Consider the following 15,960-nt stretch of genomic DNA (forward strand, 5'->3'; position numbering starts at 1 on the left):
GGCGGACAGCGCGCTGTCCGCGTCATGGTGGGCGATGCCACGGCCGACGAGGAGGGCCTCGTGGGCCATGGGTGTGGCCGCCTCCTCGTGGAGGGTTTCCAGTTCTTCCAGGGCCTGTTGGGCCATGCGTGGTCGGCGATGGCGAGCGGTGAGCCAGAGGATGTGCAGCAACACCCTTTCTACGCCAGCCAGTTGACCGTTCTTTCGGGCCTGCCGCGCCTCGTGCCAAGCCCCTTTCAGCGCGTCCTCCCTGCGGCCCGAGTGGTACCGGACGGCCAGCCGGGCCCGGACCGCCAGTGGATGGGCGAAGGTTTCGGGGATCAAGTCGAGCCAGGCCGCGGCGCGTTCGACGTCCCCGCGCGCGCAGTGGACCTCCGCCGCCAGCGCCCGGGGCAGGTGTGGGGTGCCCGCTGTGGTGTGGGTGCGAGCGCGTATCTCGATGCGGCGGGCGGCTGTCAGTACGGCGTCCCAGTCGCCCGTCAGGTAGTCGCGCACCATGCCCTGGTACTGGGCGGCGATGCCTTCGGGTGCCGCCGTGTACCGGTCGCCGAGTACGGCGGCGAGCGCGCCGGCCAGATCCGCGTAGGCGGCGGCGTGGCGCAGCCGGTGCAGGGCTTCGTCGTCGATGGCGTCGGCGGGCAGGTTCCGCCGGGCCCGGCTCAGCTCGGTGTCGCTGCCCACCGCCGAGGCCACCAGGCGTCTTGCCCATTCCCGCCCCGCCGGTGACGAGCAGGACGCGCGCCGATTCACCAACCGAGCACAGGGCGGCGGCCAGAGCCCGGACGTCGCCGTCCCTGCCGGTAGCCGTAGCCGTAGGCGTAGCCGCTCCACGCGGTTCCCACAACCGTGCCACCTTGAACGTTCCCCTCAACCCGCAGCTCATAGTGTCAGCGTGTCAGCGCACAAACGCGGACCTGGGGCGGGCGCACAGCCGGACACCGTGGTGTTGATCACCCGGCACCACCCGCCAGGACAACTACCGGAAGCTGGACGGTGACTGTGAGATCGGGAACCGACGAACGGGTCCACTGGGGCAGGCCCGCCCGTATGGACCGCACCGATGGCTGCCTGCTCGGCGGCGGACGGGAGCCGGACCGGATCGACGACCTGCTGAACGACCTGAACGACTTGAACGACCTGAACGACGTGAACGACGTGAACGGCCCCAACGACTCCGGCGGTCCGCGCCTCGTCTTCGTACGAGGCGAACACGGCGTGGGCCGCAGCGCGTTCCTGCGCGCGGCCGGTGAGCGACTGCGCGCACAGGGGACCGCCGTACTCGCCCTGGAGTGTGTCCCCGGCGACTCCGGGCAGCCGCTGTTGCTGGCACTGCGCGTGATCATGGCGCTACGGGAGCCCCGGCCCGACCCGGGAGGCCGACGGGCTGCGGGAGGACTGCTGGCGCGAGCGCTGTCGGCCGTGGACCGGTGCGACCGGGCGGCGATGGAGACATTGTTGTACGACGCCCTCACGCGTCGCGCACCGGTGGCCGTCCTGGTCGACGACGCCCAGTACGCCGATCCCGACTCCCTGGCCGCGCTCGGCCGGATCGATGCCCCCGCTGTACGGCTGATGCTGTCGGACGTACGGCATGAGCCCGATGCCGACGGGCCCCGGCTCACGGACAGGCCGACCGGCGCCAAGAGGCCTCGCGAAGTGGTCCTGCTCCCACTGGGACCGGACGACACCACCGCCCTGGTGGCGCGGTGGCTGCGGGCCGCCCCGGACGTCGACCTGGCGCGGCGGGTGAACGAGTTGACCCGTGGTGTCCCCGGAGCGGTCGAGGCCCTGCTCACCGGCTGGACGCGGCGGGGCGTTATCCGGATCGCCGACGGCCACGCCTTCATCGGTGGGACAGCCCCGATCCCGGTACTGCCCGACGACGACCGGTTCGTCACGGCACTGGACCGCCTGGGCGAGCCCGCGCGCGCGGTGGCCGCCGCGCTGAGCGTCCTCGGGCCACTCGGCCGCCCGGCCCGTCAACTGACGGCGGCCTGGACCGGCCTGTCCGACGAGGCTGTCGGCGACGGAATCCGCCGCCTGATCGGGGCGGGCATCATCGAGGAGGTGCCCGGACCGGACGCGACCATCGTGCGGGGATGGACCTTCCGTGTTCCGCTGATCGCGCACACAGTCCGCGAGCGGCTGAGCCCCGTACAACGCAGCCGTCTGTCCGCCACGGCGGTCGAGATCCTCTGGCGGAACGCGAAGCCGAACGTGGACCTGGACGGCAACGCGGACGCGGACGCGGAGCGCACCGGGTCCAAGCTCCCCCCGAACCACCAGGGACTCCTCGACGAGACAGCCGAACCCGACTACCGGGCGGACCGGGTCGCGGACGCGGGCAGTCTGGTGGACCGGGAGCGTGCGGTGGCCGAACTGACCGCTGCCGCAAGGCGGATGAGGCCCGGCGCGGACGACGGTCGGGCCCTGCGATGGCTGCGGGCCGCCCGTGATCTGACCGAGCACGCCGACGCCCGCGATCTCGTCCTCCAGCAGTACGGTACGACCGCCTACCTGGCCTGCGACTATCCCACCGGGCGTACGGTCGGGGAATCGCTGCTGCGCGACCCGGGACCGGCGCTGAGCGACCTCGACCTCCAGGAGGCCGCCTGTCTGGTCGTGGCGGCGACGGCCAACCAACGCGACTGGACCACGATGTCCCGGCTCGCCACCGCCTACTGGTGGGACCAACTGCCGGTGCCCGCCCTGGCCAAGGTGACCGGCCAGGCCCTGGCCCTGTGCCACGTCTCGCGCTGGCGGCAGGTGGCGGAACTGCTCCGGCGGACCGAGCCGGTGTGGAACACCGGCCCACGGGCCCGCGCGGCGCCCGCCCGGTTCGGCGCCCTCGCCGACCTGGTCATGGGCCGGCCGGAACCGTACCGGTACGAACTCACCCTGCACGACGCCCCCGAACTGCCGCCCGGGAAGGTGTACTCACTGACCGGCGGCATGGTCGACACGATGCTCACCGGCTACGACCTCAACGCGGCCACCACCCTGCTGGAGACCGCCGGCCTGCCCGTGGGCATCCTGCCCCCGCTCAGCCAGTTCCTCTTCCACCACGTCACGGGCCGGTGGGACCAGGCGCTGGAAACCGCGCGCCGGCTCCTGGCGGGCAACGAGATCCAGTCCACCCCGGTGCCGGACCACTCCGTGCTCCCCGCGCGTACCGCCGCCATCCTTCTCGCCCAGGGCCGCGTCACCACTGCCCTGGACCTGATCGAGGACGCACGCGGCTCCGACACGAGCCCGCCGCAGTGCGCACTGAACGCGTCGGAAGCGGAACTGCTCATCACCCTCGGCGACTTGGACACGGCCGAGCAGACACTCCACCGTGGTCTCGCCAGGGCACAGGAGCACGACGAGATCCACGGCACGGACGAACTACGGGCCCTGCTGGCCGAGTTGGCGGCCGAGACGGGACGCACCGCCGAAGCGACGGAGCACCTGCGACACCTACGCCAGATCGCGTCCCGGACCGGCAGCGACCGAACCCGGCTGCGATACCTACTGGCCTCGGCCCACACGGCCCTGAGCCACAGCCACACCCCTCCTGACACCACCCACGAGCACCTGCGCGAGGCCGTGGACCTGGCCCGTCTCCGGGGGCTCCCGTTCGAGACGGCGACCACCCTGGTGGCCGCCGCCACGGCTGGCGCGGTCCCGGCCAAGCTGCTGCACGAGGCGTACGACATCTTCGGCCAGGCCGGTGCCACCCTGTGGCGCTTCCACACCAGGACCGCGCTGCGCGAGGCCGGACTCACCGTCCCCGGCCGCAAACAGGCCACCGCCGAGAACGACCACCTCCTGGCCACCCTCATCACCGAACAGCTCACCAACCGCCAGATCGCCACAGTCCTGCGGCTGAGCGAGGACGCGGTCGCCAACCGCCTGACCCGGCTGTTCACCCGCGCCGGAACCCGCTCCCGCACCGAGGTGGTCACCGCCGCACTCACCGGCGCCCTCTGAGGCGCAGTTCACCGGCACCCTGAGGGACGCCAAGGGCCCCCGCGCCGCACGCGCGGGGGCCCGGTGACGGTGGCTCAGTCCTTGTCGGGCCGGCCGGTGCGGTCAGCCGATGAGTTCGGTGAGGATCCACTCGGCGAGGCTCTCGGTCACCAGGCTGTGCTCGGAGTTGGTGTCGTCGCAGTGGAAGGCGTCCAGCTCGCTACGGCCGGAGGGAAGGTCGTTGAGGTTGGTGGTGGGGTCGACGTCCCAGGCGACGGGGTCGTACTTGAGGGCGACGGCGCTGACCGAGGGCACGAAGCAGCCGGAGCGGTGGCGCTCGTCGATCGTGGCGCCGAGTGCGTCGGCGAGCATGCCGTAGGAGGCGAGGGTGCCGCCGGGCGCGCCGTCGAGTGGGGGGATCTCGCTGGTTCGGCTCGTACGGTAGCCGAGGAACAGGGCCGACATCCGTACGACTTCCTGGAGCTGGCCGAAGGCCGGCTGGGTGCGCAGTACCGCGCGGGCGATTCCCGGGGCCGTCCAGTCGAAGACCAGCTCGTCGGGCAGCAGCGGGCCCGGGGTGCCGTCGCCGGTGCCGTTGGCGACGCCGATCCTGCGCAGGCCCGGCTTGGACGGGAACCATCCGATGTCCTTCAGGTCCTGGAGGAACCGGCCACGCTTCTCGCTCCAGGTCGCGACGGCGCCGGAGTCCTTGGCGTTGGGTACCCAGGCCCACAGGAGCTGCTGGGCGGCGGCGCTCCTGATCAGGTCGGCCTGCTTCGGCTTGCCGGAGGGGTCCGGGACGGACTCGAAGAAGTACGCCAACTGCTGTAGTGCGACAGGGATCCAGGCGCCGTTGTGCGGGGAGTCGTAGGACAGGTAGATGCGGCTCTCGTGGTCCTCGCCCTCGTTCTCCATCCAGGCCAGCGCGTACCGGGTGATGAGCCCGCCCATGCTGACGCCGCCCACGATCAGGGGGGCGCCGCCCTCCTGCCGGTCGGCGATGGCCTTGCGGATGGCGCTGACCGCGACGGCGGCGTTGGCCTGGATGTGGGTGTGGCGCTCCTTGAAGCCCAGCAGGATGACGTCCACGCCCGCGGCGAGCAACTGGCTGAGCAGCCGCTTGCCGTCGGCGTTGTAGGGAGCGTCGAGGTGGGCGTAGAGATCGCCGAGTTCGCTCTCGCCGTAGTTGAACCCGTCCGCCAAGATCATCGGGTTGACCAGGCCCTCGTGGGGCGTGCCGTCCGGGGCGAGGCCGTAGTAGACGGCGGCGGTGCCGGTGGCCGTCTCCCCCTCGTAGTCCCACGCGCCGGTGAGCTGCCACACCGTATTCGGCTTGTTCACCTTGCGGGCCGTGTCCGCACGCAGAGCGGGCGTGAACAGCACTCCCTGCCGGAGTGGTTCCGGCGCGCTGCCCTGCGACTTGTCGGCGCCCTCCGCGTCCTTCCACGGATCGGTGCTGACGTCGACCCTCGGTTCGCCACTGCGCATAGCCATGTAGTGCCGCCTTGCCTTGTCAGTCGGATGAGTCACCGCAGGGACCGCCTTCGGCCGGGTGGTGCCACGACTCGGTGGCGGTTCTGGCTGCCCGGGTACGCCTGGCGCCCGCGCCGGTGTCGCACCACTGATGGCCTGCATGGTCCTGCCAACACGGAAAGGTATGTGCGCTGACCGGGCCCGGGGGGCAGCGACACCTGGCGCGCGCACCGCGCCAAGGGGCACTGGCCCATCGGGCCCCGCGCCCCCGTGCGCCTCCGGCAGCGACTCCAGGACCAGGTCCTCCAGCCCACAAAGACCGAATGGCCGGCAAGATCAATGTCACCGGGATTTCCCGTACCTCAACAACTCACACATCGTGCGCGAGGCCATCGAGGCCCACCGGCTCGCCGAGGTCCGTCGGCAGCCGCTCGCCCGCGAGAAAGAAGCATCGGCCAGCGTCGATGCTTCGCACAGGACCCGCCACTGGGAACAGGCCGACCGCTATCTCGACGGCCTCGATGCCGACGCCGTCGTCCTCAAAGTGCTGTGCCATTCCTGAGGTCCAACCTCAGGCAACGCCGCCGTAGTTCAGACAGTAATGGCGAGAAACGCGCCCCAAGCCTCGCCCGTGACCGTGACGTTCGGGCCGGTCGGGTTCTTGGAGTCGCGGATGTGTATCGCGGTGGTGGGGGTGTGGGGGCAGGGGGCGATCTCTACGCAGTCTCCGCCGCCGCTGTCGCTGTACGTCGACTTGCGCCAGGAGTAGGCGACTTCGACGCAGTTCCCGCCACCGCTGTCGCTGTAGCTGGACTTGAACCACCGCAGTGCACCGGCGTTGCTCATGGTTCCTCTCCTGCCAGTCCCTTGATGAGGCTGAGTGAGTCGTCGGGACTCAGGGCCTGTGATCGGATCTTCGCATAGCGGTGCGCGAGTTTGGCAACCTCGGGCGGATCGCTGATGAGGATGCCCTGGTCCTCGATCTCCAGGTAGACGACGTGGTCGTGGTCCTCGGTGACGAGGAGTTTCATGGAGCCGCGGTCACCGGCGTGCGAGCCACGCAGCCCGCGGTCCGTCGGGAGGATCTGCACGCACACGTTCTCCCGCTGGGCGTCCTCGGCGAGCGAGCGCATCTGCTCGCGCATGACTTCCAAGGTGCCGAACGGCCGCCGCAGCACGCCCTCTTCGAGGATCAGCTCGATCATCGAGGTCGGGGTACGGTCGAAGAGTGCCCGGCGGGCGAGCCGCGCCTCGACGAGTTCCTCCCGCTTCTGGTCGGAGACCGACGGAAAGCCGCCTCCGATGAGTGCCTGGGCGTACGCCTCGGTCTGGAAAAGCCCGGCGATGACGAAGGTGTCGTACGAGGAGACGGTGACCGCCCCCGCCTCCAGCTCCGCGACCCCCTGGAACCGAACCGGATACTTCTCGATCAGCATCCACTTGCGGGCCTTCTCGAAGACGCCCATGCCGTTCCCGAGAACCTTCTCCAACGCGATGAGCATCTTGTCGCTGGCGGGCTGCGCGCACGTCTCCATCGCGCTGATCGCCGATGCCGTGTAGCCGATCAGTTGGCCCAACTCCTCCTGCGTGAGGCCCATTTGCTCACGCAGGGCCTTGGCGAGGGCGGCGACCATCCGCGCCGTGCCGCCCGCTTTCATCTTGTTGCCCGAACTCGCCATCCGGTCACTCCCGAACTCAACCGAACTCAACTGGTCACCACCGACTCACGTCGAATTCCGACAGCTACCTACTCTCGACGCAGAGTTATGGAGAAAGGTAGCCCCGCCTACCGAAACTGTCCCTATGGATACGGAAAGTAACGAGCCAAACCTCGTCGACCCCCCACTCACCCCTGAAACTCCCGACACCCCCGAAGCTCCCGACACCCGAGGAATCCCCGACTGGATCCCGTCCACCGGCATCCATCTCCGCAAGGCGGGCGTCCAGTTCGACGCGGTACGGGTGGACGGCGACGAGGGCAGGGCGGCGGCGGACCGGCTGGCCCGGATGACCGGCGGTGCGCCGGGGCCGATCGTGGAGGAGGCGTGCGGGAGTCGCGCGGTCTACTTCCTCGTGCATGTGGGTGCGACGTCCCACCGGGTCTGGCCACCCGGTGTCACCACTCTCGCCTCCGAGACGGGCCGCATCGCCTACATCCCCGTACCGTCGCTCAACGGGCTTACGTGGCCGCTGACTTGGCGTTATCGGCCGACGAGGAGAGATCACTTCGTACACGCGTTGCTTTTGAAGGCGGTGCTTCACCCCGAAGAGTGAAGAACGCGAACTTCCGCCCGGGAAAAGCCCGTTCAGCTTGCATTCGTCGCTCTGCGTGCCCTTAGAGTCACGACAAGAGATTGCCCCCGCGGTGCGCCAACACCCGGGGGCTCGGCAAGAGGAGCGCCAGCTCCATCGCAAAGACTGGGGCTCCTTATGCGGATCCATCGTACGACGCCGACCCGCGCGTTTTCCGTCTTCTCCAACGCCCTTCTCCGCGACCGGAGTCTCTCCTGGTGCGCGGTAGGCGTACTGACGTACCTGCTGAGCCTGCCGAACGGCGCCCGCGCCACCATCCGTACCCTCTCCGAGCAGCGCAAGGAAGGGCGGGCGCGGATCGCCGCCGCCCTGCATGAGCTGGAGGAATCCCGGTATCTGCGGCGGGTGGTGCGCCAGGACGAGGAGTCCGGGCACTTCTCCACCGTGTATGAGGTGTTCGACAGTCCGTACGAGGACGAGCCCCCGGCGGGTGAATCCGAAGAAGTTCGGAATCGGGCCTTCGGCGAGTCGGATTCCGGGGCCTCGGGAGCTCCCCCTTCGGGGGAAAACCCCCGGGATGAAGAATTTCCCTCCCCGCCGTCGCCCGAGGCCGACGCGCCGAAGGCGGAGGCCGAGGGTGAATCCGGGGCCGGGGCCGACGCGGCCTCGGGCGGGCCCGAGGGGCCGCCGCCCGGTGAACGCACCGCGCACGCCGCGCGGTTGCTCGGCTCGCTCGGGCGTACCGATCCCCGGCTGAGTCTCGGTGCCGCCGAGGCGTTGCGGCTCGCGCCGCTGGTCGAGGAGTGGTGGGAGGCCGGGGCGAGCAGCGCCCAGGTGCGCGCGGCCGTGACGCAGGGGCTGCCCTCGCGGCTGTACTCGGCCCGCGCCATCGTCGAGAACCGCCTCCGCCGCAAGCGCCCGGCGCCTCCGGCTGCTCAGGCCGCCGCTCCAGGTGCGGCTGCCTCCGGCTCGGGCGACGAGCAGGCGGCCGGGGCAACGGCCGTACCCGTCACGACCGTTGAGATCCGCAAGCCAGGCGCCGCCGGTGGCTACCGCGAGGCCGCCCGGCGCGGTGGCGCCCTGGCCCGCGCACTGCTCCAGCAGGGGCGGACGGCGCCCGCGTAGGCGCACACAGACTCCTGGCCGTACGTCCGTGCGGCCGGGCCAACCCACCCGGAAGGAATCAGGATGACCGCATTGCTTGAGCGACCCCAGACGGTATACCGGAGGTATACTGTCGTCATGGCTGACACCACCGTCAAGGTCGATCCCCTGGTCCGTGACCGCCTCATGGTGCTCGCCCGCGAGCGCGGGATGACCATGCGCGATCTGATCGCCGAGCTGGCAGGGGCCACGCCCACCCAGGAGGAGCTGCGGAAGCGGTACGAGGAGACGAAGGCGTACTGCGAGACGCACTTCGGCGTCACCCTCACCGACGAGGACCACGACCGCGTCGAGAAGGTGTGGCAGGACCTGGAGGCCGGACGCGAGGTGGAGAGCCTGTGAGCGCCACCAAGGGAGGCGGCGGGACGCCTGGGCCCGCCGGATCGACCGCTGTCGTCTTCGACGAGTCGGCGCTGCTCGCGCTCGGGTCGGGCAACTCGCTCGCCTCGCAGTTCGTCTCGAACACCGAGCACGGGCCCACCCGGCATGTGTATGTGCCCGCGCTCTGCCTCGCCGCCGCCGACGGCATGCGCAAGGGGCTGGCTGAGCACATCGGCGCCCTGCCCGCCGTCGAGATCGTCGAGCTGGACTTCGCGGGCGCTTCCACCGTGGGCGCGCTGCTGCGCGACAGGGTGGAGTGGCGGCTCGGCCATGCGGTCCACCTGTCCCGGCCGACGGCGGACTGGCCGAACGGCCGGCGCGTACTGACCGTCGACCCCGATCTGTACGCGGACATGCCTCTCGTGCGGACCCTCAGGCTGCCGCGTCAGCGGTAGCTCCCGGGTCCCGGAAGGGAAGGGGCCCGCGCCCCCGGAAGGAGACGCGGGCCCTGGGCCGCTGCTGTGGGGTGGGCCATCCGTGCGCACGCCAAGCAGAGATGCCGGGCATATCCTGAATTGGCGCGATCGTGTGTATTCGGCGCGCGTCGATCAGGAGGTCGGTCAGGAGATCGACCAGAAGAAGGTGAGTGCCATGCGCGTTCTGCTCAAGGCGCAGTTCGACACGGAGAAGGGCAACGAGGGCATACGCAGCGGCAAGTTCCCGGAGCTGATGAAGGAGACCCTGGACCACCTCAAGCCGGAGGCGGCCTACTTCGGCCCCGACGACGGGTGCCGTACCTGCTGGATGGTCCTCGACATGAAGGACAGCTCCGACATGCCGCCCGCCGCCGAGCCGTTCTTCACCCAGTTCAACGCCAAGATCTCGTTCACGCCCATCATGAACGCCGAGGACTTGCAGAGGGGTCTCTCCCAGATCCGCTGAGCGAGCCCGTCGCAGCCCTCCGTACACTCCCTGCGCTCAGCTGAAGACGATCATCGACCCCTGGGCCAGGCTCCGCGTAGCCGCCGCGTTCAGCCCGAGCCACACGTGCCGTTCACGCGCGAACGGGCTCGCGTCGAACGGGGCGGGTGCCGCCGGTTCCTCCAGTGACGTGGGGGTCAGCGGCGCGGCCGGTGCCAACGGGGGGTTCGCCGGGTCGATGCCGATCGAGGGGGCCACGAACTCCAGCTCCCTCAGCAGGGATTGGGACGAGCCCAACGGGCCGCCCCCCGCGAGGAGTTCGTCGCTGGAAAGAGGGTGCGGGAAGTCCACCGGGACGTAGGCGCCCGCGTGGTCGTAGTGCCACACCAGGTGCGACTGCTGGGCGGTCGCCTCGAACATCTCCAGCAACTGCTCGTAGTCGCCGCCCAGATCGTCCACCGGCGTCACCGGCAGACCGCACACCTGGAGGAGATACGCGCGGCGCAGGAAGTGCAGCGCGTCGTAGTCGAAGCCCGCGATCGGGGCCACGTCGCCGGACAGCCCCGGCATGTAGGCGTACACCGGCACCGGGGGCAGTCCCGACTCGCCCAGCACCCTGTCGTAGAGCGCGAGTTCCTCGGCGAAGGGATTGTCGGGGGTGTGACACAGCACGTCGACGAGTGGGACCAGCCACAGGTCACAGGCCAAAGGAGAACTCCTCGCATGGTCGCAGGCGGTGGTCAGGCACCGTGGGCAGAGCAATCAGGGAAGCGTAGTGGGTGGCGGGCGGGACGGACCCCCGTGTGACGGGCCAGACACCGCAAGGAACAGGTCAGGAAAGGATCGGGAAGACGATTACGCCCCAGACCCGTTCCCGGACCCGTTGCCATGCCCGTTCCCCTGCCCGTTCCCCTGCCCGTTCCCATGCCCGTTCCCATGCAGGTCCCATACCCATACCCCGCCCGTCCACCTACCCGTCTCGCCCGTCAACTGGTCCAGTGTCTCCCGTAGCGCCCCGGCGTTGGACTGCGGGGCCACCACCAGCACGCCCGCCTTCCAGTACGCGAAGTCCTCCCCGGCCTGCGCACGCCAGTTGGCGTCGATCACCGGCGCGATGCCCGTGTGGCTCACGCCGCGCAGCATGTCGGAGGTGTACCGGCGCTCGGCACCGTAGATACCGGCGCGTTTCGGGCCCGCAGGCCCGTTGAAGTACCCGCCCGGCAACCGGAAACCAAGATCCGCGGCCGTCTGCCAGTGCAGCGCCTCCGTGTCGTACGGATCGGGCAGCGGCACCGGCACGAGCGACTCGCCCTTCCCCACGTACGGCTTCCACATGCCGTCCGCGATGAAGGCGGGCACGTCCGGGCGCTCCACCGACCGCAGCGGTGCCGGGACGACAGGCGCCACGGCGAGCAGGACGGCCAGCATGCCGAAGTACTGGGTGGAGAGCCTGCGGGTGGCCGCCAGCCTTTCCACCGCGAGGGCGAGCAGCATGCCCAGCGCGGGCGCGCAGACCATCGCGATCCGGCTCTCGATCACCGACTCGAACAACGGTTTGTCCGCGAGCAGTGCCCAGGGTCCGGGCAGTACGGCGTCGGTCAGCGGAATGTGGATCTTCGGGCCCAGGGAGAGAAGGGCCGCGACGACCGCCGTGACGGCGAGCGCCTTCACCACCGCGCGCTCCCACAGCCGTACGCAGATCGCGAAGGCCAGCAGGATCAGCGGCCAGCCGTAGAAGGCGTTCTGTTCCGTGGGGTTGATGGACAGGGCGTTCGCCCGGTCGCGGTCGCCCGCGAGGAGGGAGCGCTCGGCGAACGAGAACAGTGCGGCGGGGCTGTTGCCCACGTTGCTGTGCAGGACGCTTGTATAGCTCTGCGGGCCGAGGAACTGCCAGGTCAGAGGGACGGTGGCGAGTGGGAGGCAGACCGCGCCGGCGATCAGCAGGCCACGCAGCAGCGGACGCCAGGCGGCTTTCGCCACCTCCGGGCGTACGACGGCGTGGGTGAGGGCGAACGACACCATGCCGATCGCCGCCAGCAGCAGCGCTTCCTCGCCGAGGAGGATCTGGTACGCCACCATCAGGCCCAGGATCACGCCGTCGCGGGTGATCCGCTTGCCCTCGCACAGCCGCAGGGCGCGGTCGATGATCAGCGGCATCATGAACAGGATGACGAAGTTCGGGTGCGCGTTGGCGTGGCTGACCATCGGGGGCGCGAAGGCGGCCAGGGCGGCGCCCGCGAAGGCCGCACCCCGTTGCCGTACGACCCTTCTCACGATCAGCCAGTACCAGGCGGCGGCCGTAGCGGCGAGGCCCAGGATCATCACCAGGGCCAGGGAGACCGCCGGGCCGGCGAGCAGCGTGAGCGGCGTGAAGGGAACGGAGAGGCCGAGCATGACCGTGTTGGCCATGAGGTTCACGCCGTTGGGGAAGCCCTGGAGGTCGGTGAAGAGGGGATTGCGGAAGTGGCTGACGTTGTCGGCGGTGACCGCGAAGAACCACTCCCACTGGTTCTGGTCCTGGAGGGAGTCGGGGAGGTAGCGGTGGACCGGGTCCAGCCAGCGGCCCGAGTACAGGGCGATCGCCATCAGGAGGAAGGCGGTGGCCGCGAGGAGGTCGCTTCGGCGGAGCGCGTGAGCCCTGAGGACGGTCAGTTCGCCCAGGACTCGTACGTAGTCCAGCGGGCGTACCTTCGAGCCGGACCGGTGGGTCCAGCGGACCGGGACCTCCGCGACCGGCCAGTCGGCGCGGTGGAAGTGCCGCAGGACCTCGACGTCGATGCCCCAGCCGTTGAGCCGGGAGGCGCCGAACGCCGTACGGGCGCGGTCGCCGTCGAAGAGCTTGAAGCCGCACTGGGTGTCGCGGATGCCGGGGACAGCGACCAGGCGTATCAGCAAGTTGCCCGCGCTGCCCAGGAGTTCACGCACCCGGTGCTGGTGGTGCTCGATCGTCGCGCCCGGGACGGCACGGGAGCCGATCGCCGCCGCGTGCCCGTCGGTGAGCGACTCGTCGAGTACGTCCAGCTCGGCCATCGGCGCCGCCAGGTCGGCGTCCGTCACCAGCACGCGGGCACCGCGCGAGGCGGCGACGCCGAGGCGCAGGGCGTGGCCCTTGCCCCGGTTGCGGGAGCTGGTGACGAGCTTGACGCGGGGGTCGGCGAGGCCGGTGACGAGGTCGCGGGTGCCGTCGGTGGAACCGTCGTCGACGACCACGATCTCCCAGTCGCCCCAGCGGTCCGCGTTCTCCTGGAGGTGCCCGGTGATGGCGGCGAGGGTGCCGCCGAGCCGCTCCTCCTCGTTGTAGGCGGGGACGACGACGGTCAGGGCGGGGGTTGTGTCATTGAGGCTGGTGGTACCGGTGGTGTCAGCGGTACTGGTGGGAGCGCTCATCAGAGACTGCCGTCCCGGTTGTCGCCTCCGCCGCCCGCATCGCCCGCGTTGTCCTTCTCCTTCTCCTTCTCCTTCACCAAGTCCTCTATGAGGGCGAGGGAGTGCATGTCGTAGTCGTCGACCATGTGGTGTGCCTTGGCGAGGTCGCGGAGGGTCAGCGCGTCGATGACCTCGGTGTAGTCGGACCACAGGCGACCGCGCAGATCGCTCAGCCGGCGCAGGTGCTGCACCGCGACCACCCAGGACTGGAGGCGCAGCCGGTGCAGGAAGTCGTTGAGGTACTGGTTGCCGAACAGGGCGCCCAGCTCGCGCCAGAAGCGCAGGTCGTAGCCGACGAGGATGTTCAGCTCACCGGCGACGGCGGCCCGCCGCGCCTCCTCGCCCCGGCGGCGGACCCCGGCGAGGGCGGCGGCGGCGCGGGGGTCGCCGACGCGCACGAAGAAGCCGCGCGGACCCGGGCTGTCGGCGCCGAAGCCGCTCACCCGACCGTTCTCCGGGCCACCCGCCATGGCGGTCGTAAGACCCTTCGCCAGGCCGTAGAACATACCGTCGGTGACCAGCCCACGGGCCTCGATCATGCCCCGGAAGTCGGCGGGCGAGTACTCGTGGACGCGGAAGCCGCGGTGCTGGTCGGCCTCCAGGAGGCCCTGGGCCGACAAATCGACCAGGGCCTCGCGCACGGGTGTCGCGGAGACGCCGTACTGCTCGGCGATCTCCTTGACCGTGAACTCCTGGCCCGGTTGGAGACGGCCGGCCAGCACTTCGTCGCGGAGCGCGTCCGCTATCTGCTGTCGCAGGGTGCTGCGGGTCACGGCGCCGATGCCGCTGCTGCCGCTGCTGCTGCCGGGCATGGTCGGGGCCCTCCCCCTTCGCGCGTGGATGACTGCTCGCATATGTCTACGAGCACGTCACCTTACGCGTTCGGGTTTCCGGCGAACTTTCCCGCGGGCTTGCCCGCGAGCACCCCCGTATTCGCCTCTGTGCCGCTCCCTCGTTGCCCTCTCGGCCCGTCTACTCGGTGAACTCGTCGGCGACCGACAGCGCCTTGTCCAGCGCGGCGAGCCCCTCCTTGACCTCGGCCTCCGTCACGTTGCAGGGCGGGACGACATGGGTGCGGTTCATGTTGATGAACGGCCACAGCCCGTTCGCCTTCGCGGCGGCGCCGAACGCGGCCATCGGCGCGTTGGCCTCCCCGGCGGCGTTGTACGGGACCAGCGGCTCCCGGGTCTCCTTGTTCCGTACGAGGTCCAGGGCCCAGAAGACACCGGTGCCGCGGACCTCGCCGACGCTGGGGTGCCGGGCGGCCAGTTCCGCGAGCGCGGGTCCGAGGATGTTCGCGCCGGTACGGGCCGCCTGGCCGACGATGTCCTCCTCCGCCATCACGGTGAGCGTGGCGACGGCGGCGGCGCAGGCGAGGGGGTGCCCGGAGTAGGTGAGGCCGCCGGGGTAGGCGCGGGTGGCGAAGGTCTCGGCGATGGCGGACGAGATCGCCACACCGCCCAGCGGCACATAGCCGGAGTTGACGCCCTTGGCGAAGGTCATCAGGTCGGGCACGACGTCGAACAGGTCGGCGGCGAACCACTCACCGGTCCGCCCGAACCCGGCCATCACCTCGTCCAGGACGAAGACGATCCCGTACTGGTCGCAGAGCGCGCGCACCCCGGCGAGATAGCCGGGCGGCGGGACCATGATTCCGGCGGTGCCTGGGATGGTTTCGAGGATGATCGCGGCGATGGTGCCGGGGCCCTCGAAGGTGATGGTGTCCTCAAGGTGCTGAAGCGCCCGCGCGCACTCCTGCTCCTCGGTCTCGGCGTAGAACTTCGACCGGTAGAGATAGGGGGCCCAGAAGTGCACGACTCCGGCGGTGCCGCTGTCGGAGGGCCAGCGGCGGGGGTCGCCGGTGAGGTTCACGGCCTGCTGGGTGCCGCCGTGGTAGGAGCGGTAGGCGGACAGCACCTTGGGCCGCCCGGTGTGCAGCCGGGACATGCGTACGGCGTGCTCGACGGCGTCGGCGCCACCGTTGGTGAAGAAGATCTTGTCGAGATCGCCGGGGGTCCGCTCGGCGATGAGCCGTGCCGCCTCCGACCGCGCCTCGACGGCGAAGGCGGGCGCGAACGTCGTCATCCGCCCGGCCTGCTCCTGGATGGCCGCGACGACCTTCGGGTGCTGGTACCCGATGTTCGTGAAGACGAGCCCGCTGGTGAAGTCCAGGTATCGCTTTCCGTCGTAGTCCCAGAAGTACGCCCCTTCGGCACCGGCGACGGCGAGCGGGTCGATGAGCTCCTGCGCGGACCAGGAGTGGAACACGTGCGCGCGGTCGGCGGCCTTCACGGCCGCGCCGGCCTCGGGATTGGGCTGAAGGGTCATGCGGGGAGCGTAGGCGGCCCGGGTGACAACGGGATATCGGCGTCCTGTCTGCGGTCCGGCGTTTTGCGCGACAGGTTGTCGCGTGTCCCGAAGGGGAAGGAGGGCGGTGCGGGGGCGGAGGTA

14 protein-coding genes and 1 pseudogene are annotated in these 15,960 nt (G+C 70.2%); 7 read left to right on the plus strand and 8 right to left on the minus strand.

All coding sequences use genetic code 11. The features are described 5' to 3' along the window. Positions 1 to 750 (minus strand): annotated as a pseudogene (locus tag AOK08_RS27355) (helix-turn-helix transcriptional regulator); the annotation flags it as partial. A gap of 297 nt (positions 751 to 1,047) precedes the next feature. Here AOK08_RS27355 and AOK08_RS27360 point away from each other — a divergent pair. Beyond that, positions 1,048 to 3,972 (plus strand): AAA family ATPase, encoded by a 2,925-nt coding sequence (locus AOK08_RS27360; RefSeq protein ID WP_055530924.1) that lies wholly within the window; start codon positions 1,048 to 1,050, stop codon positions 3,970 to 3,972. A 102-nt stretch (positions 3,973 to 4,074) separates the two neighbouring features. Here AOK08_RS27360 and AOK08_RS27365 read toward each other — a convergent pair whose 3' ends face one another. Beyond that, positions 4,075 to 5,445 (minus strand): lipase family protein, encoded by a 1,371-nt coding sequence (locus tag AOK08_RS27365; protein WP_157876816.1) that lies wholly within the window; start codon positions 5,443 to 5,445, stop codon positions 4,075 to 4,077. A gap of 358 nt (positions 5,446 to 5,803) precedes the next feature. On the opposite strand from AOK08_RS27365, the gene AOK08_RS46000 reads away from it, so the two are divergent. After that, positions 5,804 to 5,986 (plus strand): hypothetical protein, encoded by a 183-nt coding sequence (locus AOK08_RS46000; RefSeq protein WP_157876817.1) that lies wholly within the window; start codon positions 5,804 to 5,806, stop codon positions 5,984 to 5,986. Positions 5,987 to 6,015: 29 nt separating this feature from the next. Here AOK08_RS46000 and AOK08_RS27375 read toward each other — a convergent pair whose 3' ends face one another. Together AOK08_RS27375 and AOK08_RS27380 are read right to left on the minus strand one after the other, a co-directional pair. After that, positions 6,016 to 6,270, minus strand: a complete 255-nt coding sequence (locus AOK08_RS27375; RefSeq protein WP_055530937.1) for a DUF397 domain-containing protein — start codon at positions 6,268 to 6,270, stop codon at positions 6,016 to 6,018. Continuing rightward, a complete protein-coding gene (locus AOK08_RS27380; RefSeq protein WP_055530938.1) occupies positions 6,267 to 7,103 on the minus strand; it encodes a helix-turn-helix domain-containing protein in 837 nt (278 codons plus the stop codon). The genes AOK08_RS27375 and AOK08_RS27380 overlap by 4 nt, the downstream gene beginning before the upstream one ends. 124 nt (positions 7,104 to 7,227) lie before the next feature. On the opposite strand from AOK08_RS27380, the gene AOK08_RS27385 reads away from it, so the two are divergent. From AOK08_RS27385 to AOK08_RS27405, 5 genes are all read left to right on the plus strand, one after another. Beyond that, complete coding sequence (locus AOK08_RS27385; RefSeq protein ID WP_241827106.1) at positions 7,228 to 7,698, plus strand: hypothetical protein; 471 nt, start codon at positions 7,228 to 7,230, stop codon at positions 7,696 to 7,698. Positions 7,699 to 7,854: 156 nt separating this feature from the next. Continuing rightward, positions 7,855 to 8,802 (plus strand): hypothetical protein, encoded by a 948-nt coding sequence (locus tag AOK08_RS27390; RefSeq protein ID WP_055530939.1) that lies wholly within the window; start codon positions 7,855 to 7,857, stop codon positions 8,800 to 8,802. A 117-nt stretch (positions 8,803 to 8,919) separates the two neighbouring features. Continuing rightward, on the plus strand, positions 8,920 to 9,183 hold the full coding sequence (locus tag AOK08_RS27395; RefSeq protein ID WP_241827107.1) for a hypothetical protein: 264 nt from the start codon (positions 8,920 to 8,922) through the stop codon (positions 9,181 to 9,183). Beyond that, positions 9,180 to 9,617 carry a PIN domain-containing protein gene (locus tag AOK08_RS27400; RefSeq protein ID WP_055530941.1) on the plus strand — a complete coding sequence of 146 codons (438 nt, stop codon included), beginning with the start codon at positions 9,180 to 9,182 and terminating at the stop codon, positions 9,615 to 9,617. Before AOK08_RS27395 ends, AOK08_RS27400 begins: the two co-directional genes overlap by 4 nt. A gap of 196 nt (positions 9,618 to 9,813) precedes the next feature. Beyond that, positions 9,814 to 10,104, plus strand: coding sequence for a hypothetical protein (locus AOK08_RS27405; protein ID WP_055530946.1), 291 nt, complete (start codon positions 9,814 to 9,816; stop codon positions 10,102 to 10,104). 36 nt (positions 10,105 to 10,140) lie between these two features. Here the strand turns inward: AOK08_RS27405 and AOK08_RS27410 are convergent, their stop codons facing one another. The 4 genes from AOK08_RS27410 to AOK08_RS27425 form a co-directional block, all read right to left on the minus strand. Next, entirely contained in the window at positions 10,141 to 10,791 is a 651-nt protein-coding gene (locus tag AOK08_RS27410) for a hypothetical protein (protein ID WP_055530942.1), read from the minus strand. A 147-nt stretch (positions 10,792 to 10,938) separates the two neighbouring features. Next, entirely contained in the window at positions 10,939 to 13,470 is a 2,532-nt protein-coding gene (locus tag AOK08_RS27415; RefSeq protein ID WP_079054303.1) for a dolichyl-phosphate beta-glucosyltransferase, read from the minus strand. After that, entirely contained in the window at positions 13,470 to 14,321 is an 852-nt protein-coding gene (locus AOK08_RS27420; RefSeq protein WP_079054304.1) for a GntR family transcriptional regulator, read from the minus strand. The genes AOK08_RS27415 and AOK08_RS27420 overlap by 1 nt, the downstream gene beginning before the upstream one ends. Before the next feature lie 160 nt (positions 14,322 to 14,481). Continuing rightward, positions 14,482 to 15,837: an aspartate aminotransferase family protein gene (locus AOK08_RS27425; RefSeq protein WP_055530943.1), complete on the minus strand. Its 1,356-nt coding sequence runs from the start codon at positions 15,835 to 15,837 to the stop codon at positions 14,482 to 14,484. Positions 15,838 to 15,960 lie beyond the last annotated feature (123 nt).

The sequence above is a fragment of the Streptomyces graminilatus genome, from assembly GCF_001418565.1.
Taxonomy (GTDB): domain Bacteria; phylum Actinomycetota; class Actinomycetes; order Streptomycetales; family Streptomycetaceae; genus Streptomyces; species Streptomyces graminilatus.

What these genes read in the sequence shown, in the direction of transcription:
- AOK08_RS27360 (WP_055530924.1), top strand. Translation starts at nt 1,048, where the DNA reads ATGGACCGCACCGATGGCTGCCTGCTCGGCGGCGGACGGGAGCCGGAC.
- AOK08_RS27365 (WP_157876816.1), bottom strand. Translation starts at nt 5,445, where the DNA reads ATGGCTATGCGCAGTGGCGAACCGAGGGTCGACGTCAGCACCGATCCG.
- AOK08_RS27375 (WP_055530937.1), bottom strand. Translation starts at nt 6,270, where the DNA reads ATGAGCAACGCCGGTGCACTGCGGTGGTTCAAGTCCAGCTACAGCGAC.
- AOK08_RS27380 (WP_055530938.1), bottom strand. Translation starts at nt 7,103, where the DNA reads ATGGCGAGTTCGGGCAACAAGATGAAAGCGGGCGGCACGGCGCGGATG.
- AOK08_RS27385 (WP_241827106.1), top strand. Translation starts at nt 7,228, where the DNA reads ATGGATACGGAAAGTAACGAGCCAAACCTCGTCGACCCCCCACTCACC.
- AOK08_RS27390 (WP_055530939.1), top strand. Translation starts at nt 7,855, where the DNA reads ATGCGGATCCATCGTACGACGCCGACCCGCGCGTTTTCCGTCTTCTCC.
- AOK08_RS27395 (WP_241827107.1), top strand. Translation starts at nt 8,920, where the DNA reads ATGGCTGACACCACCGTCAAGGTCGATCCCCTGGTCCGTGACCGCCTC.
- AOK08_RS27405 (WP_055530946.1), top strand. Translation starts at nt 9,814, where the DNA reads ATGCGCGTTCTGCTCAAGGCGCAGTTCGACACGGAGAAGGGCAACGAG.
- AOK08_RS27415 (WP_079054303.1), bottom strand. Translation starts at nt 13,470, where the DNA reads ATGAGCGCTCCCACCAGTACCGCTGACACCACCGGTACCACCAGCCTC.
- AOK08_RS27420 (WP_079054304.1), bottom strand. Translation starts at nt 14,321, where the DNA reads ATGCCCGGCAGCAGCAGCGGCAGCAGCGGCATCGGCGCCGTGACCCGC.
- AOK08_RS27425 (WP_055530943.1), bottom strand. Translation starts at nt 15,837, where the DNA reads ATGACCCTTCAGCCCAATCCCGAGGCCGGCGCGGCCGTGAAGGCCGCC.